Raw genomic sequence first — 24,040 nt, 5'->3', positions numbered from 1 at the left:
TAAAAATCAAGAAAAAGTGCAAAATGAAATTGAATGCGCCCTATGGTCTTGAAACGCACATGACAGATTAAACATCATCGTATTTTTCAGTTAATGTCGCCATACTTATTCCTTCAGGAACATGATAAAACTTCACTTGACTGATCACGCTACTCACTTCTAACTCCACCATACGCTCATTAATATGTTGAATTAAAATGAGCAATTCGCTCATATCACCTTCTATTGTTGTTTCAAGGGGCCCTACACGATAATTTAAGCCGGATTTTTCTATCACAGCTATCGCTTCGTCAACATAAGGTATAACGTTTTTTCCTTGAGGTGTTTGAGGAATAATTTGAATACTCATTAACGTATCTACCATAATCATACGCCTCCCTTCATCTAAAAATAGCACTCATTGAGTCAAAGACGGTAAATGAGTGCTTGAGTAATTATATAAATTGTTTCGTTAATGCTTCGAATTGTGCTTCTTCTAATTTTAAATCTTGATGCGCGAGTGGTTGGTCGCTTAAACCTTCAATTTGTGATTCATATGATGGCGTTTCTGTATCTTGGTAAACAATGCCTTTTAATAAAGATTCATGTTCAATCACTGTCTGTATCGCTTGTTGTTTATTGGATGCATCATAACCTTCGATATCGTCAATGCTTGTTAAATGCGCTTTAAACCAATCGTATGTGTTGATTTTATTATATGTGACACAAGGGGAAAACACATTAACAAATGAAAAACCATCATGTTGAATGGCATCTTCAATCATTTTAGTGAGCCCTTTAATATCATTTGAGAAACCTTGTGCAACAAACGTTGCGCCAGATGATAATGCAAGTTCTAATGGCGCTACATTTTGTTCAATATTTCCTTTAGGCGTTGTTTTAGTAATAAAGCCGGGGGCCGATGATGGTGATGTTTGACCTTTCGTTAATCCATAAATTTGGTTATCCATGACGATATACGTAATATTCATATTTCGTCGTAAAGCATGAATCGTATGCCCCATACCAATCGCATAACCATCGCCGTCACCGCCAGAAGCAATCACTGTTAAATCTTTATTTGCCATTTTCACACCTTGCGCTAAAGGTAATGCACGTCCATGAATTGAATGTACCCCATAAGAATTTACATAACCTGACAAACGTCCTGAACAACCGATACCAGTAATTAACGCAACCTCTTCAGGCTCCAATCCTACATTAGCAGCAGCTTTTTGAATGGCAGCTTGTACTGAAAAATCTCCACATCCTGGGCACCAGTTTGGTTTTACATTATTTCTAAAATCTTTAAAAGTTGCCAATTAAACTCGCTCCTTTAATTGATTCACAATTTCTAATCCTTTTTCTTCAATTTCTTTAGGTAAAAATGGCGTGCCGTCATATTTCGTTTGTTTGATTAACTTATCGCCTAATTGAACATTCATTTTAATAATGTTAGCTAATTGCCCCTGATAGTTATGTTCTACTACGACGACTTTTTTCGCATTGTTGACAGCTTTTTGAACTGTTTCTGATGGGAATGGATGTAATTGACGTAACTGCAAGTGATGTGCAGTATGCCCCGCTTCTTTTAAACGTTGTACCCCTTCTTGAATCGCACCTTTTGTGGAGATAAAACCAAGGTATAATACATCAACCTCTTCATTCAAGTCGTCACCTTCTACTGGCTCATTAATGAGTAAGTGTTCCGTTTTGCGCATACGTTTATCCATTTGCGCCTGACGATTGCTCGCTGCTTCACTCGGTTTTCCTTCCTCATTGTGTTCGACACCAGTTACATGATGTATACCGCCTTTCACACCAGGAATTGGTCTTGGAGACACACCTGATTCCGTAAGTGCGTAACGCTTAAAGTACGCCTTATCATCTGGATCGCGTTCTATCGTATCCATCATTGTCGCACCTCTGCGAATTTCAATACGCTGATAATCTAAGTTTTGAACTGTTTGTTTACCTAAAGATAATTGTAAATCACTTAATAAAATAACTGGACATTGATATTCTTCTGCTAGGTTAAATGCTTCAACTGTAAGATAAAATGCATCTTCTGCATCAGTTGGTGCTAAAACAATTTTCGGAATATCGCCATGGGTACCATAAATCATTTGCATTAAATCTGATTGTTCTTGTTTCGTAGGTAACCCTGTAGATGGGCCACCACGTTGCGTGTTCATAATTACAAGTGGCGTTTCAGTCATACCAGATAGGCCAATCGCTTCCATCATTAAAGATAAACCTGGTCCAGCGGATGCGGTGAAAGCACGCACACCACCATAATTGGCACCAATGGCCATCGTTGCCGCAGCAATTTCATCTTCAGTTTGAATCACTGTACCATTGACTTCTGGTAAATGCTCAATCATATATTCCATGATTTCAGATGCCGGTGTAATAGGATAAGCTGCCATAAAACGAGACCCACCCGCAATCGCGCCTAATCCAATAGCATCATTACCAATCATGTAAAGGTGTGGCGTCCCGCTACCTTCTTGTAAAACAAAATCTCCCTCAATATCACTTATGTGTTGTGTCATAAGTTCATAGCCTTTATGAAGCGCCTCAACATTGAGGTTAACCACTTTGTCTCCTTTTTTCTCAAACATAGATTGAATTAATGATTCAAATGTTGATGATTCAAGTTGCATTAAAGCTGAAGTAGCACCAATCGCAACCATATTCTTCATCAGTGGTGTACCTAATTCTTTCGCTATCTCTGTAAAAGGTAAAACAACCAATTGAGCCTTACAATCTTCTGGCTTTACAGGTTTTGCTTTACTGTCAGCCAATATTACACTGTCTTCACGCATTTCATGATGATTGAGCGCTATCGTTTCTTGATCAAATGCTACTAAAATATCAAGATCGTCACTAATCGCATGTACAGGTGTAGTAGAGACACGAATTTTGTTATTAGTATGGCCACCTTTAATACGGCTAGAGAAATGACGGTAGCCGTAGAGATAGTATCCTTTACGGTTCATTGCCGTAGCGAAGATTTCACCTGTAGATTCAATACCTTCACCTTGTTGACCGCCGACTTTCCATGATACTTGTGATTTCATTAAAATGAGCCTCCTGCACGTTTAAATTCAATTAATATCATATCAAAATAACCCGTGATTTGCCTCTACAAATCACGGGTTTTATTAAAATTCATACTAATGGACGATACTATTACGAAAATGGATGGTCATCGTTAATTAGAATTCTAGAAATCGACTTTGCTGTACCATCTGACTTCAAATCAATGATAACACCAGATAAAATACCACGCCCTTCATCAGGGACAACATGGCGTTGAGGTAGACTTGTAATAAATCGTTTGATGACTTCATCTTTATTAATTCCTAAAATACCATCGTAATACCCAGTCATTCCTACATCAGTGATATAAGCTGTTTCATGCGTTAAAACACGCTCATCTGACGTTTGAATATGCGTGTGTGTGCCGACAACAGCACTGACACGTCCATCTAAGTACCATCCCATCGCATACTTTTCCGATGTTGTCTCAGCATGAAAATCCACAAAAATAAAGTCGGTTTCTTTTTTAGCTTGTGTAATCAGTTGATCCGCAGTTTTAAATGGATCATCACTCATAGGCATAAAACTACGCCCTTGTAAATTAATGACTGCCAACTTTTTATCGTTAATATTAATGACACGCATGCCTACCCCAGGGGCTTCACTGGGAAAGTTAGCTGGTCGTACGAGACGTGATGCATCATCAATAAAATCATAAATTTCACGTTGACCGTACGTATGATTGCCCATGGTCATAAAATCTACGCCTTGTCTTAACAATTGTTTATAAATTTTTTCAGTGAGTCCTTTACCATGCGCTGCATTTTCAGCATTGACAATCGTTACTGTAGGACGATAATGTTGTTTTAATTTAGGTAAATACGTCTCTAACGTTTGACGTCCTACTTTACCTACGATATCTCCAATAAATAGTATTCTCATTTAAGTAATATCCTCTCTAGTAAGAAGTTTTATGCGTTAATAGCTTTTAAGTTTGCTACTATCCTACGCATGATTTCTTATACTATTTTATTGTAACGGGTTCACACACCATGTCAATGTGATTCAATCATGCTTATTCTGGTTTAATGTACAGTAGCCTCAATGCATTTAAACCTACGAGTAAAGTCGCACCCATATCTGAAAATATTGCAATCCATAACGTGAGCCACCCTGGAATAACAAGCAATAATGCAATGATTTTTAAACCAATTGCGATGAGAATGTTCATTTTAATAATTCGCATTGTATGACGACTCAACTTAAAAGTATATGGAAGTTTTGAAATATCATCATTTAAAATAGCAATATCTGCAGTTTCAATTGCAGTGTCAGTACCTGCAGCGCCCATAGCAATTCCAACAGTTGCATTGGCTAGAGCTGGGGCATCATTGACACCGTCGCCCACCATCGCGACATTTCTATAGTGTTGTTTTAAGTCACTCATACGTGTCATTTTATCTTCAGGTAATTGATTCGCTTTAAAATGAGTCACACCGATTTCTTGCGCTATACTTTTAGCTGTTGCCGTATTGTCTCCAGTTAGCATCTCAATATGCTTTATCCCTATATCTTTTAAACGCTTACAGCTCCATTGAGCATTTGGACGCACGCGGTCTTTAAGCGCTATTAACATCGTAATCACATCATTCTGGGAAACTAAAATAACTGTATGTCCCGAGGTCTCATATTGCTTAACTTTATTTTGCCACTCCACAGCATCGTTTAAGTCAAAACGTTGCGGTTTTCCTATACAATATTGTGAAGCATCTACAGTAGCTGTGACACATACACCTGTCTGAGATTGAAATTCAGTCACTTCAAAATGAGATAACTCCACCTCTTTTTGAATATAATTCACTACTGCGCGTGCAATCGGATGCATAGACATCGCTTCAATGGCCGCGACATGTTTTAAAAGTGTAGACCGTTCAATACGATCTTCTAACATTTCAATATGTGAGACTTCTGGGTGACCTTGTGTTAACGTACCTGTTTTATCCAATGCAATGGCTTTAATGCGATTCAGTTGCTCTAAATGTATCCCACCTTTAATCAATACGCCATGTTTTGCGGCATTACTCACGCTGGAAATAATTGCAATAGGTGTCGCAATAACTAATGCACAAGGGCAACCGATGACAAGTACAGATAGCCCTTGATACAACCACATATGCCATTCAGCATGAAACAATAGGGGCGGTAAAATAGCGACACCGAGTGCTATCAGCATAATTAATGGGGTATAGTATTTGGCAAATTTTTCAATAAGCGCTTGAGCAGGTGCTTTGTTTACTTGCGCACGTTCAACCAATTGAATCATTTTAGATAGGGTTGAATCGGATGCAAGTTTTGATACAGATACTTCTAATACACCGCTTTCATTCAATGTCCCTGCAAAAACGTCATCTCCTTCCCCTTTATCTACAGGGACAGATTCTCCAGTTATTGCGGCTTGATTAATCGTTGATGCGCCTTTATGAATAATGCCATCTAAAGGAATTTTCTGTCCAGGTTTAATCAATAAAATATCGTTAATGTTGACATCTTTAACGTCTACTTGTTCAACATCATTGCCCACTAATCGATAGGCAGTTTCAGGTCTCATTTTTATTAAAGATTGCATAGATTGTCTTGCTTTATCCATCGTAAACGTTTCTAGCGCTTCACTTAAAGCAAACAACACGACAACAACCGCTACTTCTCCCCATTCACCTATGATTGCACCGCCTATGACCGCTATAGTCATGAGCGTATGCATATCAAATTCTAAGTGCATTAAATTTCTAAAACCCTGTTTTAATAGTGACGCACCGCTAATTACAATCGACGTTGCAAATAAAGTAATCGTAATGAGTTGATGCTCACCTGCTGACCACTTTGAAAGATACCCTAAGATGATAAGTAAAATCGCAAAACAAATTACACCATTTTTTTGATAAAATAACTTACATTTATGCCACCATGACATCGGTTCTACGCTTTTCTCTTGATTAACATAGTCATCTTTTAAAGAATGCTGTGTACTATCAGAAATTTTTAAGTTTTCAAATGCACCTGCTTCCTCTAATTCATCGAGCGTTGGCTGACCAGTTACGTAAATTTTTGATGCTCCGAAATTAACTTGTGCCGATTGTACTGAATCAAGTTGATTTAACTTTTGCTCAAATTTATTTGCGCAATGGGCACATGACAGACCTTCAACATTATATGTGTGTTGTTTCATCTGATGTCACTTCTTCCTTATGTTCGATAGATACTAACATAATTTGTCTAATATGTTCATCATAAATACGATACATCGCTCGTTTTCCATCTTTACGGTATGTGACTACTCCATTGTTATATAAAAGGCGCAAATGGTGTGAGGCATTTGCTACTGTAATGTTGAGTAACGTAGCGATATCGCATACACATAATTCTTCATGTATACATAATGCATATGTCATTTTTGCTCTATTTAAATCAGCAATACTTTTAAACATTTGGCTCACATCTTTAATTGGTGCTTGATCAATTGCTTCCTTCGCTTCTTTAATTCTCGTTTCATCTATTGACCATGATTCGCATGTTGGTATCTCTTTAACCAATTGAACCACCTCTCATTCAAGTATGTATTTGAATGTAGTATAACGATTTTTTACCATACAATCAAGTCATTACTTGAATGAAAACCCATGATTTAAATGAAATGATTTGGGTAAACAATATAATAAAGACATACTTCAAGATTTAACTTGTAGTATGTCAAAAAATTATAGGAGTTGTATTCATATTTATGTCAATTTCAATTGATCCTGAAACGTTTGCAGAACTTGTCGTCGGAGCGAATCCATCAAAAAAGGATAATCCAGAGGATATTGCGAAAGAGAGCATTGAATTATATATCCATGCCTATCGACTAGCTGAAAGATATACAAATATTTCATCAAATTGCTATGATACGGCAGGCGCTTTAAAGGAATTACATGATACAGAGTTGAATTTAACACATTAATATAAATCGTTTTATTAAGAGCAATGTAGCACTTTTTTAGTTCTACTATTGCTCTTTTTTTAATAATATATATTTAACTATCATTTAACATATAAACATAAGGTTACACTTAATTTTTTAACTTTAATATCTTCAAGGGAGGGACATAGATCAATTCAATATTGATTGCTCCTAACCCCTTTTTAATGTGACAAGATTTGAATCAAAAAAAGCAATGTTACTAGAAGTAACACTGCTTTTTTATTATTTTGCATATTCTATTGCTCTCGTCTCACGAACGACTGTCACTTTGATATGACCAGGATATTGTAACTCATCTTCAATTTGGTTTTTGATGTCTCTAGCAAGACGGTGTGCTTTTAAATCATCGATATCTTCAGGTGAGACCATCACACGTATTTCTCGACCGGCTTGTATCGCAAAGGCTTTTTCAACGCCATCATAATTCTCAGAAATACGTTCAAGACGCTCTAAACGTTTAATATAGTTTTCAAGCGTTTCTTTTCTTGCACCTGGTCGCGCAGCGGATAAAGCATCTGCTGCCGCAACTAAAATTGAGATTATCGAAGTTGGTTCTACATCACCATGATGAGAATGTATCGCATTAATCACTGTTTCAGATTCACCATATTTTTTCGCAAGCTCTACACCAATTTCAACATGGCTGCCTTCTACTTCATGGTCAATTGCTTTTCCAACATCATGAAGTAAACCTGCACGTTTCGCTAACGTCACATCTTCATTCAATTCAGCAGCTAACATACCAGAAAGATATGCAACTTCGATGGAATGCTTTAATACATTTTGTCCATAACTTGTACGGTAATGCATACGACCAAGGATTTTAACTAAATCTGGATGCATATTGTGAATATTTAATTCAAATGTGGCTTGTTCTCCTGCATCACGAATGATTTCATCGACATCACGACGCGCTTTTTCAACCATATCTTCAATACGACCTGGATGAATACGACCATCTGAAACCAAGTTATTAAGTGCAGTTTTTGCAATTTCTCTGCGAATTGGATCGAAACCAGATAATATGACAGCTTCAGGCGTGTCATCAATAATTAAATCAATGCCTGTTAAAGTTTCAAGTGTACGTATGTTTCGACCTTCTCGGCCTATGATACGTCCTTTCATTTCATCATTAGGTAAATTAACTACAGAAACTGTCGATTCTGACGTATGATCTGCAGCAAAACGTTGCACCGCTGTTGCAAGCAATTCTTTCGCTTTTTGATTAACTTGTTCTTTTGCTTCATTTTCTTTTTCTTTAACCAATATTGCAATATCTTGTGACAACTCGTCTTCAACACGTGCTAATTGTTCTTGACGTGCTTCATCTTGAGTGAGACCGGAGATGCGTTCTAATTCTTGTTCGTGCTTCATTATTATTGATTGAACACTACTCTCTTTTGCATCTACGTGTTGTTGTCTTTCTTCAAGTTTAGATTCTTTTTGCTCTAAAATCTCATCTTTTTTATCTAAAAGATCAGATTTGCGCTCTAAGTTCTCTTCCTTTTGAAGAAGTCGGGATTCCTGCCTTTGAAGTTCACCACGTCGTTCTCTAAGTTCACTTTCAGTACGTTCTCTTAGAATTTGGTTTTCTTCTTTAGCTTCAATTAATTTTTCTTTTTTGAGATTCTCTGCTTCTTTATTGGCTTGTTCAATAATATCTTCAGCAGTATTACGTGCTTGAATCTGCTTTTGACGCATTACATTTTGGGCAATCAGATACCCTACAACAACTCCTAGAATCATACCCAGCAAAATGAGTAAGAGGCTTAATAAATTCACACAAACACCTCCTTTTTCTAGGATTTGAAACTGTATGTCAATAAATCTATAAGATTATAAGATTAAAAATAAGGACCATACACATTTAATTGTACGTTTTGAACAATGAAAAATCAAGGTATCTGACAGTATCTATATCAAACATTTTAATCAGCGTAGATTAATTATAGTTGATATGTAGTAGGAAGCGTCATTTAATAATCAAAGAATACAAAATTGATTTGAAAATATCATTTTTAGTATGGTTTCATTAATGCAGCTGCCGTAGATTGGACTGAATATATAAAATAGCCTTCAAAATTCAAAGCTATTCGCTTAAGAAGTTTGAAGGCTTTTGAGTTACAACGTCCATATCAAATTGCTTGCGTATCGTCACAACCAATACATATATACAACATTACCTCTAAATCCACATGACATGGATTACTTGTATCGTTTATTCATCAAATAAAGTTTGAGCTGACTCTTGTTCACTTTCTTCAACATCACCATCAAAAATACCTAATTTTTCACGGAGTTTACGGTCAATTTCATTTTCTAAGTCAGGATGTTCTTTTAAGAATAACTTCACGTTTTCTTTACCTTGACCCATGCGTTCACCATTATAAGAATACCAAGCTCCAGACTTGTCTACTATATCATGTTGTACTCCAAGGTCAATCAGTTCACCTTGTCGAGAAATACCTTGACCATACATGATATCGACTTCAGCTACTTTAAATGGTGGTGCAACTTTATTTTTAACCACTTTGATTTTCGTACGGTTACCGACAATGTCTTGACCTTGTTTTAATTGTTCTGCACGACGTACTTCTAAACGAACAGAACTATAGAATTTTAATGCCCGACCACCTGGTGTTGTTTCGGGGTTACCAAACATAACCCCCACTTTCTCACGAATTTGGTTAATAAAAATGGCAGTCGTATTTGATTTAGAAATTGCTGCCGATAATTTACGTAGTGCTTGAGACATTAGACGTGCTTGTAAACCGACATGCGTATCGCCCATCTCACCTTCAATTTCAGCTTTCGGTGTTAACGCAGCAACTGAGTCTACGATAATAATGTCGACCGCGCCACTACGAACGAACGCCTCAGCAATTTCAAGGCCTTGCTCACCATGGTCCGGTTGCGATAAATATAAGTTATCAATATCTACGCCTAAAGCTTGTGCATAAACAGGATCAAGCGCATGTTCTGCGTCAATAAATGCAGCCACGCCACCATTTTTTTGTACTTCTGCAATGGCATGTAGGGCTACGGTAGTTTTACCTGAGCTTTCAGGTCCATAAACTTCTATAATACGGCCTTTAGGATAGCCACCTACACCTAATGCATGATCTAATGTTACAGAACCACTAGAAACACTAGAAACACGACGATCTTTATTTTCGCCAATTTTCATAACGGCACCTTTCCCAAAAGATTTTTCCATATTTTTAATTACTGTATCGAGTGCTTTTTGACGTTCATTATCCAATTTAGGACCCCCTATTGAGTATAGTTTCCTTGAGTAGTTATTTATACTATACATGCTTAAAAAGAAAAACTCAAGCAATTTGCGAATATTTGTTCGCCACTTTCTAAACATAAATTCTAACAAAAGCGAACATTTGTACTGTATCATTTATAATTTAACATATGAGTTCACTTTTCTATATGATTAAGCCACTGTATCATAATATAATTTGAAGTTCTTTCAAATAATTTTAATTGTTGTTCAGATACGACCACTTCAATCACTTCTATAGTATTACCTGTTAAAAATCCAATATAAACCATACCATTCTCAAATAATACACTTACAGCATCCTGAACATCATACAACGCTTGTACAAAACATGCAGATTCAAATAATTGTGTATAAATATCAGCCGTAGATGTAACGAATTGTGCTTGATGTAACATATACCCTTTTACTAAATCACGTTGATCAGAGGGTTTCAACTTTACATTTAGAGCACCTTCAGTAACACCATCATAAATTGCTACAGCGTGTTCTAACTTATGCATGAGACGTGCTGCTAATGTCGTTTCATTAGATCCATAATAAAATTGACCAAGACGGTCTATGATCTCTTTTTTAACAGGTGCAATGCGCGCTTGGCATTGATGTTGATTAACGTCATTTGCAGTTAACCTGATAGTGACTTCATGTGAACCCGCTAATGGTGCAATCGTTGGATTAGATTGTGAAGTGATTAAATCCATTAATTCTGTTTCTACTCTAGATTCTCCAATGCCCGCAAATCGTAACACTTCTGAATAGATTGTATTTTCAGTGTCATTAAAGTATGGCATCATATAGCGGTTGACCATTGGTTGGAGTTCCTTAGGTGGCCCAGGTAGCAATACAATCTTTTGCTGTTCTTTTTCGACAAGCATACCTGGTGCCATGCCAACATCATTTTTTAATACTTGTGCGCCTTTAATAATTAATGCTTGTTGACGATTATTTGGTGTCATGACTTGGCGTTGTGCTTCAAAATAGGACGTAATCGCATCTAAAGCTTCTGTATCAATCTCTAAGTCTTTCTCTAACACTTCAGCTACCGTTTGTTTCGTTAAATCATCTTTTGTTGGTCCTAATCCACCTGTTAAAATAATGCCTTCATAAGCGTTCAAAGTACGTTCTAAGACTGATTTCAAACGTTGTGCATTATCCCCGACGACAATGTGTTCTAACACATCATGACCCGCTTCATTTAATACACGTGATAAATATTGCGCATTAGTATTCGCTATTTGACCAAGTAATAATTCAGAACCAACGCCAATAATACATATTTTCATATAATTCATCCTCAACTTTCTTGTATAAAAAGAAACCTCCAATGTAGATTGATTTCACATCGTGCATAAAACACGAATCATACATTAGAGGGGTTCATTTTATTGTTTATCTTGTAAAAACACATCTTTACCTTTATAGAAGTATTCAATACCAGATAATACCGTAAAGAATACCCCAATATAAAGTAGAATTTGACCAAGGGAAATACCTATCCATTGGCTAAAGGGGTCACCTAGTAATAAAAATACTAAAGCAACCATTGTCACAGCTGTTTTGATTTTACCGAGTTGACCTGCAGCACTTACAAAACCTTGTTCAATTTGTAACAAACGTAAACCTGTAACCGCAAATTCACGTGCGATAATGATAACTGCCACAACAGAATTCGTTAACCCTAACTGAACGAGAACGATTAATGCTGCTGACACAAGCAGTTTATCTGCTAAAGGGTCTAAAAATTTCCCCATATTTGTAACCAGTTGCCATTTGCGTGCTAGATAGCCATCCACCCAGTCACTCACTGAAGCAAATATAAAAATAAAACCACTGATTAAAAATTCCACACGTACAGGCATACCGCCTAAAAATGAAACCTGTCCCATGCCAAAGTCAATCAGCGCAAATAACATAAAGACAGGAATTAAGATTACTCGAAGTAACGTAATCTGATTGGGTAAGTTCATCTGTATATCCTCTTTTCATATTACTCATTCATTTTTGTGTTTATTATAGCATAAGGGTTAGCAGTACCCAAAGTACACCTGTTAAAAATACAATTGCCCCTATAAATGTAATGAGCCATTTTGATTCGTGAGTCATTGATTTTAATTGAAACTGTTCTGGGTGCTCACGTAGTTGTACTAGGGTCTCCTTCGCTCGATAATGAGAGGCAGGTAATTCATCTTCATGTTCAGAAATTAGCAAATGCCCATCCATATTAACAGCTTGTGCGTATTTCTGGATAAAACCTTTCGCATACTTAGGATATTGTAGTGACTCGAAATCATTTTTTTCGATGTGAATTAACGTTTGTCGTTTAATATGCGTACGTTTCTCTAACTCTGCTAAAGTTAATCCCATTCTTTCCCGTCTACCTTGTAGCACTTCGCCTATCTGTTTCACCTATGTTCCTCCTTAAAACGGTTTGAAACCATCACCAAAGCCATTTCCGAAACCGTCGCCAAAGCCATCACCAAAATCGCCAAATTCATCTCCGAAATTTAAGTTATTTTTACTTTTAACCGTTTTCTTTTTCATTTCATCATATTCGATTTTCTGATCTTCTTCGGCTCTCAATTCAATAATGTAGTCAAAATCATCCATAACATAGTCGCTTGCTTCAACAAATAAATCGGGGTGTTCCACGACTTTCACTGAAGGCAAAGTCATTACTTCTTTAACAAGCTCTTGATGTTTTTGATTCGTTTCTCGAGCTGTAACGGCACCATCAATAATGTAAACATGATCTTTATCATACTCTCCCTTAATAAGCGAACTTCTAACCGTTTGCTTAATTAAAGTAGAGCTAATAAAAAGCCATTTTTTATGAGCTGATACGCTACCTGCTACAATGGATTCTGTTTTACCAACACGTGGCATACCACGTATACCAATTAATTTATGTCCTTCTTCTTTAAATAATTCAGCCATAAAGTCAACTAGTAAACCTAAATCATAACGTTCAAAGCGAAAAATTTTCTTATCATATTTATCTTGTTTAATATAGCGACCATGACGCACAGCAAGACGGTCTTTAAGTTCAGGCTCTCTAAGTACACGTAACGAAATATCATCAATTTCTTGAAGTAAAGTTTCAAAGCGTTTCACTTTTTCTTCACTGTCAGATTTAATTATGAAAGCGCGACGGGAATTATCAATACCATTGATCGTACCAATGTTAATACCCATCATCCCTAATAAACTTGAAACATCACCTAATAGCCCTTCACGGTTGATATTAATTTCATATTCTAAATACCATTCTTTTTTTTCCTTCATTGTAGTCATTATAATACACCCCTATCCCTATGCATGACGTATTAGTAGTATTATATCAGACTAACGGTACCATCCACCATTAATCCGTTGAACAGTTCCAGTAACACTTTTAGCATAAGGAGAAATGAGGTAGCGACATGCATGTGCAACTTCTTCTACATGAACAAGGCGTTGTTGTGGAATCGTGTCGAGCACAGCACGTATATCTGCTTCATCCAGTTCATTTGTCATTCTACCTTCTACAATTCCAGGAGCTATTGCATTAACCGTTAAAGGCGTGAGCGCGACTTCTTCACTCAAAGCTTTGACAAAACCAATTTGTGCTGCTTTCATCGTTGAATAAATCGTTTCAAAACTTGCACCCGTTTCTCCCCAGATTGAAGAAATAACGATAATACGGCCATTAGGACTTTGTATTAATTGATTCAAAAAATATTGGGATATTTTAATAAAATGATATACATGAACACGATACATATCATCAATGTCTTTATCAGTCATATCTTGTAACATGCCGTATAAACTATGACCGCTAACATATATCAATACGTCCACATTTGAGATATGCTCAAACTGTTTGTTGCAATCCAGCTGTTGCGTTAAATCTATTTGAAGAAATTGAACAGGTGCATCTTTAAATGTATCTTGCAAATCTGTTAATGCTGTCCGATGGTAGGTTAAAATGACCTCAAACCCATCATCTAATAGATTTTCTACAATCGCTTGACCGATTGAGCCTGATCCACCAACAACGAGTGCTTTCATCTTCACTTCATCTCCAAACGACTGTCAACACATTCATTTAAATTCAGCCTTTGTTTAACCGTTTCATTCATCGACTCAAGAGTAATATCATCCATTATATCTAATATTTCGAACAAACTGACACCATCAAAATAATATTTTGTATATTGATTAGCAATATATTCTGGGGCGTTTAAACTTGATACATATTCGCCAATGAATTGTTTTTTTAAGAGGTCAAAGCCTTCTTGATCAGTAACTTGACCATAATTTATATGCAACGTATCAAGTAACAATTGCTTTAATTGATCAGGTTCATTAGTTGCGGACGTTATAAGAGAGAAACTATAGGTAGGTTCAATAACAGTTTGATAACTAAACGTTTCATCAATCAGTGCATCGTCTAATAGCTGTTGATAAAATGCTGTTTCTTCACCATAAATCAATTCAAAAAAGAATGACATTTCAATATCTTCTTTCACGCGTTGAATGTCGGACACATCATATAAATTATTTTTAAATCCAAGCATTAACCTTGGAGATTGTAATGCCATTGCCTCTGAAACGTGAGGTTGCACTATACGGGGCGACTCTATTAAAGGATCTCGTTCAATTTCCGGTTGTGCTTCAATTTGACGCGTTGCCTCATGTTTTTCAACGATGTGCAATATGGCTTCCGGATTAACGTCACCCACAATAAATAACACCATATTAGAAGGATGATAGAACGTATGATAACAACGATATAAATCATCTTTAGTAATGTGATAAATACTTTCTACACTACCTGCAATATCTACACTAACTGGATGACTGTGGTACATTGAGCGTAACGTGTTAAACATTAATTTGTATCCTGGTTGTTCTTGATACATTTTGATTTCTTCTGCAATAATGCCTTTTTCCTTTTCAACCGTTGCCTCAGTAAAATAAGGAGATTCTACCATTTTGAGCAAACGTAATATATTATCTTCAATGTGATTTGTTGCACTAAACAGATAACTTGTACGGTCAAACGTTGTAAAAGCATTCACTTGGGCATCATGTTCAGCAAAATCTGTAAAAACATCACCATCTTCTTTTTCAAACAATTTATGTTCTAAAAAGTGTGCCACACCGTCTGGTACTGTAATAAAAGCATCTTGATTATGGGGCTTAAATCGGAAATCAAGTGAACCAAACGCAGTTGTATAGGTAACGAATGTTTTTTGGAAACCTTGCTTTGGAATAATAAAAACATGTAAGCCATTGGATAACTTTTCACTGTAAACTGTTTCATCAATTTGTTCATAATGCGTCTTTTGCATGCGTCTCACCTGCTTTCGTCATCGTATAAATCGTATCAAGCTGCGCATCTTGACATAATTGTTGTATATCTTCTCGACTGACACCTTCTATTTTATGGATAAATGACGTCTCATCTTCAACTTTTGATAACAGTAATTGATTATGTAATACTTCAATAATATGCTTTGGTCTATCTTTAGCTTCTTTACGATGTGATAAAATAATTTTCTTCGCTAATTCAAGTTTTTCATCTGAAAACTCACCTTGTTTAAATCGATTGAATGCCGCTATAATAGTTTTCTTAGCTTCGTCTACATCATTAATCGAAACACCACTGGTCACGTATAACAGTCCGTTTTTACCATCAATTTGAGAATGAATAGAATAAGCTAAACTCTTTTGCTCACGTACTTCATTAAATAAAACTGAAGAAGGATCTCCCCCAAACATCGTATTAAAAACAGTAAACGCATAGTAATTGGGCTGACCAAATTCAGTTGGAAATCGAAAACCAAAATTAAGCTTGGCTTGGTCCACTTCATCATACTCAACAACATCATTTATCATTTCATGTGAAGGTATTTCATGTGTAATTGATGAAAAGTTTGTGGTTTTCGGTGTAATTTTAAAGGTTTGTGCAATATTCGCTTTTGTTGCCGCTTCGTCTACATTTCCAACTACATAGATGTCACAGCTATCTTCTTCTAACATCTTACAATATGTATGATAAAGTGATTCTGGCGTAATTTTATCAATATGTGCTTTGTCACCTGCAGCCATATAACGATATGGGTGATCACCAAACATATGTTTCAACAAATTCAAATAAGCTATTTGTGATTTGTTATCCTCAATGGCTGTTAATTTTTTCTTAAGTAACATCTTTTCTTGTTTTAAAAATCCTGCGTTAAATTTATTATTTTCAACAAGTGGATGATATAATACTTCCTTCAATAACTCGATCCCTTTTTGAAATAATGGCGTGGCATCTTTTAAATAACGTTCATTTACAATTTCTAACGTTAATGTTAAAACATGACGATCTTTATATTTTGAAACATAGCTATTCACATATGCCCCATATAATGAAGATAAATGTTGATTAAATGTTCTATCGGTCGGCCACTGTTTCGTTGCACGAATTAACATTTTACTTAGCAATGAGCGCTCCGTCATCGTATGAATATCTAAAGGCGCCATAAATTTAAATGTAATCATCGTCGTTTTAAATTTATCTGTTTTATGAATATGTATATGGTTGAAAGCTGATAAATGTGTTTCGTTCAAATAATCTCCTCCTTGATAGTATTTAATATATTATAGACGTTTTCGAATCGTACGAAACTTAACAAGGCTACTTTTAAAATAATTTAAAGAATATAAGATGGGCATGTCATCTTCTGTATAATGAACTTGTTTTAATAACATTAGACCATCATGTGGATCAGATTCTAATGCATCTGAAATATATGGCTCATAACTAATTGCTTGAATTTCTGTTTCAGCATAGGCAATTTCTTTTTCAGTAACTTGTTCAATCGCTTTTAAAATTGACGTTTGTTGATGGTGTTGGCCGTAATAATCTAAAACATTAGCTGCAACTTTATCTAAACAATAAACGACTGGATGATTATCCGCAGTACGAATGCGCTCAATAACTGTAATCGTTTCATTAGGTTCGACATTCATCACACGGCTATCATGTAACGATGCCGGTTCTTCATCCAAACTTAAAAATACGGTACCATGCGCGTATCCTTTATCAGAAATCATGCGACTAATACTCATTAATTCATCTAATGGATAAAAGAAGGGTTGCGGTATATTCACACGCGCACCTTCTTCAAAATTTTCAGTGACAATTTGTTCAGTAATGAGTTCATGGATTGCCACAGTGACATGTTCTGTACTTACTTCACATGTTTTTGCCATGTTAAACACACTTGGCAGTGATTCGCCAGGTTTTAAAGCTTCGGTTTCAATTTGATTTAATATCCATGTTTTAACTTTATTTACCTCTGGTGTTACAGACATAATTACACCTCTCCATCATTTAAATCCACTAATATTTGTCTCGGTTTGCTTCCTTTTTGAGGACCAATGACCTGATTTCTTTCTAAATCATCCATAATACGCGACGCACGATTATAGCCGATTCTAAATTGACGTTGTAATAGTGATGTACTTGCTTTTTGTTGTTCTAACACAAATAAATACGCCTCTTTATATAAAGGATCATCACTTTCAGCTTCATTCTGCACTACTACTTCACTTGGTTCCATTTCTTTCACGTAATTTGCCGATTGCTGGGCAACGACGTAATCTACAATTTTTTGAACTTCACTGTCGCTTAAAAATGCACCTTGCACACGTGTTCTCACAGAACCGCCATTTTGGATGAACAGCATGTCACCTTTACCTAACAGTTTTTCAGCCCCACCACTGTCGATAATCGTACGTGAATCCGTTTGAGAACTTACCGCAAAAGCAATACGTGACGGAATATTATTTTTAATTAACCCCGTAATGACATCTACAGATGGTCGTTGTGTCGCAATGATTAAATGAATACCTGCCGCACGTGCCATTTGTGTAATACGTGTAATCGCTGTTTCAACGTCCTTACCTGCAACCATCATTAAATCAGCCAATTCATCAACAATCACGACGATATAAGGAAGTAATGGTTCTTTTTCACCAAGTTCTTTATTCTTTCTCGTAATAAATGCATTAAAGCCTTCAATATTACGTGTTCCTGAATGCTGGAATAAATCGTAACGACGTTCCATTTCGCCCACTACTTTTTCAAGCGCTTGAGCTGCTTTATGCGGATTCGTTACAACTGGAGTTAATAAATGTGGAATTCCATTGTATACATTTAATTCTACCATTTTTGGGTCAATCATCATAAGTTTTACTTCATGAGGCTTTGCATTTAATAAAATGCTCGTAATAATGCCATTGATACATACTGATTTACCACTACCTGTTGAGCCGGCAACAAGTAAATGTGGCATTTTATTTAATTCAGCTGTCATCGGCTCGCCGGAAATATCACGCCCAAGTGCAACTTCTAGTTTGTTTTGCGCAGGAAATTTTTCTTGAAGGACTTCTTTTAGAGATACGAGCGCAATATTATCATTAGGCACTTCAATCCCTACAGCAGATTTACCAGGTATTGGCGCCTCAATACGAATATCTTTTGCAGCAAGTGCAAGTGCAATATCGCTATGAAGATTTACGATTCGGCTGACTTTAACGCCTTGTGCCGGCTGTACTTCATATTGTGTAACGGCTGGGCCTATTCTAATTTGCGTCACTCTAGCATTCACACCAAAGTTTTTTAAGGTTGTTTCTAATAATTTACCCTTTTGTTGTACTTCTGATTTACTCGTTGCCTGTTGTTTTTTAGGTTCATCTAATAGACTTAAAGGCGGGAGCTCATAAGATTGATTTTCAACTTCTCCTGCTTCTGAAATTGTTCCTTCAGCCTCAATCGCTTGAGTAGGTTCTGCTTTGTTAATACTTGCCTTAGGTTTATCATGCTCAAGTCGTTTTGATGTCGGCGGTGTGGGTGAGGTTACCGCATCATTTGACGCTGTAGTTGTCTGTTCATCTTGGTGCCCAAAAATGGGTATGGTAGGCACATCTTGATTAGTTGAGTTATCCTCATCATATACCTCTTGAAAGTCTGAGACATCTTTAGGTTCTTGTTGCTCGCGTTTACGTTCAAGCTTTTGTTGACGCTCTTCACGACGTTTTAATTTATACTGATGATATTTATCGTACGATTTCTCAGCATGTGTTTTAGAATTTTCTATCCATAATTTCGTCACATCGCGATGTCGTTTTTTCAACAATAGAATCATACTTGAAGTAAATAAAATAAGCGTTAATAGGACAACACCAATGATTGAAATTAATGGCGTCAGTATATTTACAAAATGATAACCGATGAGGCCACCACCAAAATTTGGGAATGTCATATGCTCATATTGTTGATATACAAATGACAGAACGGGTTCACGTTTACCTTTTGCGCCATTTGTTGCTTGATAATATAACTGCGCTATAAATAATAAACTAATTTGAAGTAAAATCGACCCTGTTAGCCGTCTAGATTTAGGGAGTTTTCCATTATAAGCAAGAAAACCAATGGCTAATAGTAATAATATATACGTAAGATAACGTGTTAATCCAAATATATAATTAAAAAAACTATCAATGGCTATACCTACGATACCTAATTGAAATAGGCCGAGCATTATGACAATGACAAAAACGATCGCTACTACAAAACGCAATGACGTATCCTTTTGTTTCTTTTTAGATGTACGTTTTCTACGTGTTGATGTAGACGATTTACGCTTTTTCGTTTGTGCCATATTAATTCACCTTCTTTTAAATTTAAATCTAGAGTTATATGGTTATGTATCATATCTTTTAAGTCACATTAAAAAAGAATGTGGTTTAAGTTACACTTGCATAATATGTAAAAAAACGAATCCTCCCTTTAAAACGACGTTCTTTCAAAGAGAGGGATTCGATTGAGTTCATACGTTACTAATCTTTAGATCTCACACATTAAATTTCTGAGATGACTGGAATGATCATTGGTCGACGACGGGTACTCTCAAACAATAATTTGCTAATTTGATCACGCATATTTTGTTTAATTTCTGACCATTCAATATGTTTCGACTGTAATCCTTCTTCAACAATTTCACGTACTTTTTCTTCTGCTTCTTTAAGTAACGCTTCACTTTCGCGTACATAAACAAAACCACGTGATTGAATTTCTGGACCAGCCGCAATGCGTTTATTTTTAGGATCTAAAGTTACAACTGCTATAAAAATACCATCTTGCGCAAGTAGATGTCTGTCACGTAACACGATATTACCGACATCACCAACACCAATACCATCAATTAAAACATTTCCGGCATGGACTTTTTCATTTAATGTCATATCTTTACCATCAAAGTTAATCACATCTCCGGCTTCAACGAGAAATATTTTTTCTGGTTTTACGCCTGATTCACTTGCAAGTTTGGCATGTGCAATTTGCATTTTGAATTCACCTTGAATTGGAATGAAATATTCAGGTTTCATCATATTCAACATCATTTTAAGTTCTTCCATACAACCATGACTGGATGCATGTATTTTTTTATTATTCGGAATGATTTCTGCGCCTGCACGTACCAATTCGTTCAATGTATCACCAATGATAACTTCCATATTAGCTGAAGCTGTCATCGCTAAAAATACAGAGTCACCTGGCTCAATATTCATAATTTTATGTTTTTGACGTGCCATTTGATTCAAGGCTTCAACAGGCTCGCCTTGCATACCAGTAGCAATGATTATAATTTCATTTTTAGGGTAATTTTCAATTTCATTTATTGGAATTAATAAATCTTTAGGAATATCGAAATAGCCCATTTTACGTGCGATATTAAATGAACTTTCAAGCGAGCGACCTAAAAATGATACTTTACGATTGAGTCGCGCTGCAATATTCAATACTTGTTGAATACGAATAAAATTCGAAGCAAAACATGATACGACTAAGCGACCTTTAACTTTTGTGAATGCATCATACATGTGAGACTCAATCACATTTTCTGGTGTATTATACCCAGGTTTTTCCGCTTCATTTGAATCACTGAGAAGTGCAAAAACACCATTTTGACCGATTTCAGCCATCTTTTGAATATCCGGTGCATAATGACCTTGTAAACTTTGATCAAATTTAAATTCGCCCGTATATACAATGGCACCGTATGACGTATGAATACAGACACCTAAACTATCTGGAATACTATGCGTCGTGTTAAAGAATGTCACATTGACTCCTTTAAAGCGCATTACAGAATCATGATTAACCACATAATATCTTATTTTTTTGTCAATATTACGTGCTTTCATGTTTTCTTTAACGAGACCAATAGTCAGTTTAGAACCATATACTGGTGCATCTACTTGTTCTAGCACATATGTTACCGCTCCAATGGCATGCTCATGACCATGTGTTAAGAAAATCCCTTTCAGTTTATGTTTATTTTCTATCACATACTGAATATCTGGAATAACAATATCGATACCTAACATCTCATCTTCAGGAAACATGAGTCCAGCATCAAGCATAAACATTTCATCGTCTACTTCTATAATATACATATTTTTCGCAATTTCACCCACGCCACCAAGCGGGATGATGCGAATATTTTTATTCTTCTTCTTTACTAAATTCAAAATGTTACCTCCTATTAAATATAGCCCGTCCATCATACATTCATATTTTATTATAGTTGATATCATAGCGTCTGTACACTATTAAAACATGTAGTCCATTTGATGCATTTATAGTCTGTCTTAAAATAAACTGTTTATGAATAGATATAGGTATTAATCATCATTCATATGTTAATTTAACCTACTCTTATAATGGAGAAATTTATATTATTTCACTATTCGCTCAGCGCATAACGTATTTACTACATTATATCATCTTAAAACCACTTTAGGTTTTAAATGCCTCACCATCATTCACATCAAATTTTACAATACTTTAAATGTTCACACATTTTATACATCTAGGCGTTCACTTATGGCTACCCATTGCATAGTTATTATTTAATACAAAATGGGATGAGCCATATGTGACTCATCCCTTAAAACATCATAATTTATTTTACTTTTACATATTCAACGTTTTCATCTTTATCTTTAGGTGTTTGAATTGGTGAAGTTGTTTCAAACATAACTGAACCTTGTGGTGCAAGTGTCTGAGGTAACTCACGAACTGGTTTTGGACTAATACTGTTAAAGCCTGGTTCACCTTTGAAACCATGTAAGCCAGTGGCTTCTTTTTTCTCTAACGCCACTCTAAAGTTTGTCATAAATTCACCCAATGACATTTTAGGGTCGACATGTTTATGAATTGCATTTTCTAATGCTTCACTCGTATCTGCTGGATCTTGTAAAATTTCTTTAAAGATTTTATCGCCATTATCACTTTGTGCACTCAAGTATTGTGAAAAGAGATAAGATAAAGCGTAGTTAGAAAGTACATCACCGCGATGGTTCCATTTAATTAATGAATGACCATTTGCAATCGATGTCGAATTGTTATAGTATTCAATTCTGTGATCTAAAGGTTTTTGTAAATACATATGCTCACTTGCCATCGCAAATGCTTCGTCTAACCAGACATCCATACCATCTTCTTTTTGTTCTTTAAGTAATTTTTGGTTCGCATTTACCATATGTTGATATTCATGAGCAAGCGTTGAATACACTTTCTTTTCATTTAAATTATTTTTATCTGTACCCATAGATGGATATGTATCCATATAGAAGACTTCTGCTTTATTTGAATGTGGTACATCATACAGATCTCTTGGGTGGAAGTAACCACCAGTGTATGAACCTGTTGTCTCAAAATCATCTTTAATGTCATAAACTAAAATGTTAACTTTACCGTCGTGATCAACGTCTGAAGGTTCACCAAATTTTTCTTTAACCAATGGATCAATTTTATTATCAAACTCTTCCCCTATGTTTTTCGCTTGTTTGTCTGTAATATAATTATCGGCTACCCATACATTTGTATTTTTACCACTATATTTCAGTTTAGCAGCAGTACGTTCATTGGCATTTGTTCTCATGTTTACCGTTGTGAATGAGCGCACATCATCTAATTTTGAATTTGATAATGACTGTTCAGATTTTCGTGTACGTTCAGTAATCGGTGTCTTTTCTTTCGGTGCTTTAAACACTTTATCTTCTTGGAAAGATTGTAAACTTTTAGGCTTCATAGAATCAATGGTACTTTGCTTAAAATTATTTTGCTTTAAAGTTCCAATCGATGACTCTTGAGCATTTTTATTAATATCCTCGTTATTGATGATGTAAGTGTGTGCATCTGCAAAAGATCCTAAAGTAAATGTTGCAAGTAAAGAACTTGTAACAAGTGACGTAACCAATTTCTTTTTGTTTATCATGATGCTTCCTCCTTAAATCTTTATTAACATAAAGTTAGCATTTAATTAAAATTGAATCAATGCTTAAATTATCAAATAAATTATTGATATTTTAACATCATAATATTAAATGTAGATTCATCATTTTCATCATTGCTGTGTTAAGATGCCTCAAAAATTAGATATTCTTTTTCCATAATAAAAATTTATAAATTTTCAAAAATTTGTAACATTTGAAATATTTGATGATTTAGACCCTAAATATCTTAGTTCAACAACTAGAAAAAGGTACTATAACTCATCATGTACTAATAGACATAAAAAAAGAAGGGGCTGGGACATAGGGTTTCAGTTTCCAAGCAAAACACCACAAAAATCTTTTGAAATGATTTTTGTGGTTTTTTT

Annotated in this window: 20 protein-coding genes; 1 reads left to right on the top strand and 19 read right to left on the bottom strand. The window is 35.6% G+C overall.

Annotated features, from left to right (window positions below):
- Positions 1-67: 67 nt before the first annotated feature.
- From G8Y85_RS00100 to G8Y85_RS00075, 6 genes are all read right to left on the bottom strand, one after another.
- Positions 68-364, bottom strand: coding sequence for a thiamine-binding protein (locus G8Y85_RS00100; protein WP_107368336.1), 297 nt, complete (start codon positions 362-364; stop codon positions 68-70).
- Positions 365-434: 70 nt separating this feature from the next.
- A complete protein-coding gene (locus tag G8Y85_RS00095) occupies positions 435-1,301 on the bottom strand; it encodes a 2-oxoacid:ferredoxin oxidoreductase subunit beta (protein ID WP_103345375.1) in 867 nt (288 codons plus the stop codon).
- Entirely contained in the window at positions 1,302-3,062 is a 1,761-nt protein-coding gene (locus tag G8Y85_RS00090) for a 2-oxoacid:acceptor oxidoreductase subunit alpha (protein ID WP_060550935.1), read from the bottom strand.
- 112 nt (positions 3,063-3,174) lie between these two features.
- A complete protein-coding gene (locus G8Y85_RS00085) occupies positions 3,175-3,966 on the bottom strand; it encodes a TIGR00282 family metallophosphoesterase (protein WP_060550934.1) in 792 nt (263 codons plus the stop codon).
- A 133-nt stretch (positions 3,967-4,099) separates the two neighbouring features.
- Positions 4,100-6,250: a heavy metal translocating P-type ATPase gene (locus G8Y85_RS00080; RefSeq protein WP_165805227.1), complete on the bottom strand. Its 2,151-nt coding sequence runs from the start codon at positions 6,248-6,250 to the stop codon at positions 4,100-4,102.
- Positions 6,231-6,614: an ArsR/SmtB family transcription factor gene (locus G8Y85_RS00075; protein ID WP_060550932.1), complete on the bottom strand. Its 384-nt coding sequence runs from the start codon at positions 6,612-6,614 to the stop codon at positions 6,231-6,233. Before G8Y85_RS00075 ends, G8Y85_RS00080 begins: the two co-directional genes overlap by 20 nt.
- A gap of 188 nt (positions 6,615-6,802) precedes the next feature.
- On the opposite strand from G8Y85_RS00075, the gene G8Y85_RS00070 reads away from it, so the two are divergent.
- Positions 6,803-7,021: a hypothetical protein gene (locus G8Y85_RS00070; protein ID WP_037564606.1), complete on the top strand. Its 219-nt coding sequence runs from the start codon at positions 6,803-6,805 to the stop codon at positions 7,019-7,021.
- A gap of 243 nt (positions 7,022-7,264) precedes the next feature.
- Here G8Y85_RS00070 and rny read toward each other — a convergent pair whose 3' ends face one another.
- The 13 genes from rny to G8Y85_RS00005 all read right to left on the bottom strand — a co-directional run bounded on the left by rny (position 7,265) and on the right by G8Y85_RS00005 (position 23,656).
- A complete protein-coding gene (gene rny, locus G8Y85_RS00065; RefSeq protein ID WP_060550931.1) occupies positions 7,265-8,824 on the bottom strand; it encodes a ribonuclease Y in 1,560 nt (519 codons plus the stop codon).
- A 436-nt stretch (positions 8,825-9,260) separates the two neighbouring features.
- Complete coding sequence (gene recA / locus G8Y85_RS00060) at positions 9,261-10,304, bottom strand: recombinase RecA (protein ID WP_165805226.1); 1,044 nt, start codon at positions 10,302-10,304, stop codon at positions 9,261-9,263.
- Between the two features lie 167 nt (positions 10,305-10,471).
- Positions 10,472-11,617: a CinA family nicotinamide mononucleotide deamidase-related protein gene (locus tag G8Y85_RS00055; RefSeq protein WP_107371380.1), complete on the bottom strand. Its 1,146-nt coding sequence runs from the start codon at positions 11,615-11,617 to the stop codon at positions 10,472-10,474.
- Between the two features lie 99 nt (positions 11,618-11,716).
- Positions 11,717-12,301: a CDP-diacylglycerol--glycerol-3-phosphate 3-phosphatidyltransferase gene (pgsA, locus tag G8Y85_RS00050; protein WP_037564617.1), complete on the bottom strand. Its 585-nt coding sequence runs from the start codon at positions 12,299-12,301 to the stop codon at positions 11,717-11,719.
- A gap of 43 nt (positions 12,302-12,344) precedes the next feature.
- A complete protein-coding gene (locus tag G8Y85_RS00045; protein WP_060550928.1) occupies positions 12,345-12,740 on the bottom strand; it encodes a helix-turn-helix domain-containing protein in 396 nt (131 codons plus the stop codon).
- A 12-nt stretch (positions 12,741-12,752) separates the two neighbouring features.
- On the bottom strand, positions 12,753-13,625 hold the full coding sequence (locus tag G8Y85_RS00040) for a DUF3388 domain-containing protein (RefSeq protein ID WP_103346327.1): 873 nt from the start codon (positions 13,623-13,625) through the stop codon (positions 12,753-12,755).
- Between the two features lie 51 nt (positions 13,626-13,676).
- Complete coding sequence (ymfI, locus tag G8Y85_RS00035) at positions 13,677-14,381, bottom strand: elongation factor P 5-aminopentanone reductase (RefSeq protein ID WP_107401301.1); 705 nt, start codon at positions 14,379-14,381, stop codon at positions 13,677-13,679.
- Between the two features lie 2 nt (positions 14,382-14,383).
- Complete coding sequence (gene yfmH / locus G8Y85_RS00030) at positions 14,384-15,667, bottom strand: EF-P 5-aminopentanol modification-associated protein YfmH (protein ID WP_165805225.1); 1,284 nt, start codon at positions 15,665-15,667, stop codon at positions 14,384-14,386.
- Positions 15,648-16,934 carry an EF-P 5-aminopentanol modification-associated protein YfmF gene (yfmF, locus tag G8Y85_RS00025; protein ID WP_245203101.1) on the bottom strand — a complete coding sequence of 429 codons (1,287 nt, stop codon included), beginning with the start codon at positions 16,932-16,934 and terminating at the stop codon, positions 15,648-15,650. The genes yfmH and yfmF overlap by 20 nt, the downstream gene beginning before the upstream one ends.
- A 30-nt stretch (positions 16,935-16,964) precedes the next feature.
- The gene (locus G8Y85_RS00020) at positions 16,965-17,681 is read right to left on the bottom strand and encodes a GntR family transcriptional regulator (protein WP_165805224.1); all 717 of its coding nucleotides are present in this window, start codon (positions 17,679-17,681) and stop codon (positions 16,965-16,967) included.
- A 2-nt stretch (positions 17,682-17,683) separates the two neighbouring features.
- The gene (locus G8Y85_RS00015; RefSeq protein ID WP_165805223.1) at positions 17,684-20,032 is read right to left on the bottom strand and encodes an FtsK/SpoIIIE family DNA translocase; all 2,349 of its coding nucleotides are present in this window, start codon (positions 20,030-20,032) and stop codon (positions 17,684-17,686) included.
- 199 nt (positions 20,033-20,231) lie between these two features.
- Entirely contained in the window at positions 20,232-21,905 is a 1,674-nt protein-coding gene (rnjB, locus tag G8Y85_RS00010) for a ribonuclease J2 (protein ID WP_037564634.1), read from the bottom strand.
- Positions 21,906-22,339: 434 nt separating this feature from the next.
- Positions 22,340-23,656: a M30 family zinc metallopeptidase gene (locus tag G8Y85_RS00005; protein ID WP_107401302.1), complete on the bottom strand. Its 1,317-nt coding sequence runs from the start codon at positions 23,654-23,656 to the stop codon at positions 22,340-22,342.
- Between the last annotated feature and the right edge of the window lie 384 nt (positions 23,657-24,040).

Source organism: Staphylococcus sp. 11007852 (assembly GCF_011394325.1).
Lineage (GTDB): Bacteria > Bacillota > Bacilli > Staphylococcales > Staphylococcaceae > Staphylococcus > Staphylococcus agnetis.
Note: the sequence above shows the minus strand (reverse complement) of the source record. Positions and strands in the feature narration are given on the sequence as shown.

Coding starts and splice junctions, on each gene's coding strand:
- G8Y85_RS00005 (WP_107401302.1), bottom strand. CDS start 23,656: ATGATAAACAAAAAGAAATTGGTTACGTCACTTGTTACAAGTTCTTTA.
- G8Y85_RS00090 (WP_060550935.1), bottom strand. CDS start 3,062: ATGAAATCACAAGTATCATGGAAAGTCGGCGGTCAACAAGGTGAAGGT.
- ymfI (WP_107401301.1), bottom strand. CDS start 14,381: ATGAAAGCACTCGTTGTTGGTGGATCAGGCTCAATCGGTCAAGCGATT.
- yfmH (WP_165805225.1), bottom strand. CDS start 15,667: ATGCAAAAGACGCATTATGAACAAATTGATGAAACAGTTTACAGTGAA.
- G8Y85_RS00015 (WP_165805223.1), bottom strand. CDS start 20,032: ATGGCACAAACGAAAAAGCGTAAATCGTCTACATCAACACGTAGAAAA.
- G8Y85_RS00040 (WP_103346327.1), bottom strand. CDS start 13,625: ATGACTACAATGAAGGAAAAAAAAGAATGGTATTTAGAATATGAAATT.
- G8Y85_RS00070 (WP_037564606.1), top strand. CDS start 6,803: ATGTCAATTTCAATTGATCCTGAAACGTTTGCAGAACTTGTCGTCGGA.
- pgsA (WP_037564617.1), bottom strand. CDS start 12,301: ATGAACTTACCCAATCAGATTACGTTACTTCGAGTAATCTTAATTCCT.
- G8Y85_RS00100 (WP_107368336.1), bottom strand. CDS start 364: ATGGTAGATACGTTAATGAGTATTCAAATTATTCCTCAAACACCTCAA.
- G8Y85_RS00080 (WP_165805227.1), bottom strand. CDS start 6,250: ATGAAACAACACACATATAATGTTGAAGGTCTGTCATGTGCCCATTGC.
- G8Y85_RS00055 (WP_107371380.1), bottom strand. CDS start 11,617: ATGAAAATATGTATTATTGGCGTTGGTTCTGAATTATTACTTGGTCAA.
- G8Y85_RS00085 (WP_060550934.1), bottom strand. CDS start 3,966: ATGAGAATACTATTTATTGGAGATATCGTAGGTAAAGTAGGACGTCAA.
- G8Y85_RS00020 (WP_165805224.1), bottom strand. CDS start 17,681: ATGTCTGTAACACCAGAGGTAAATAAAGTTAAAACATGGATATTAAAT.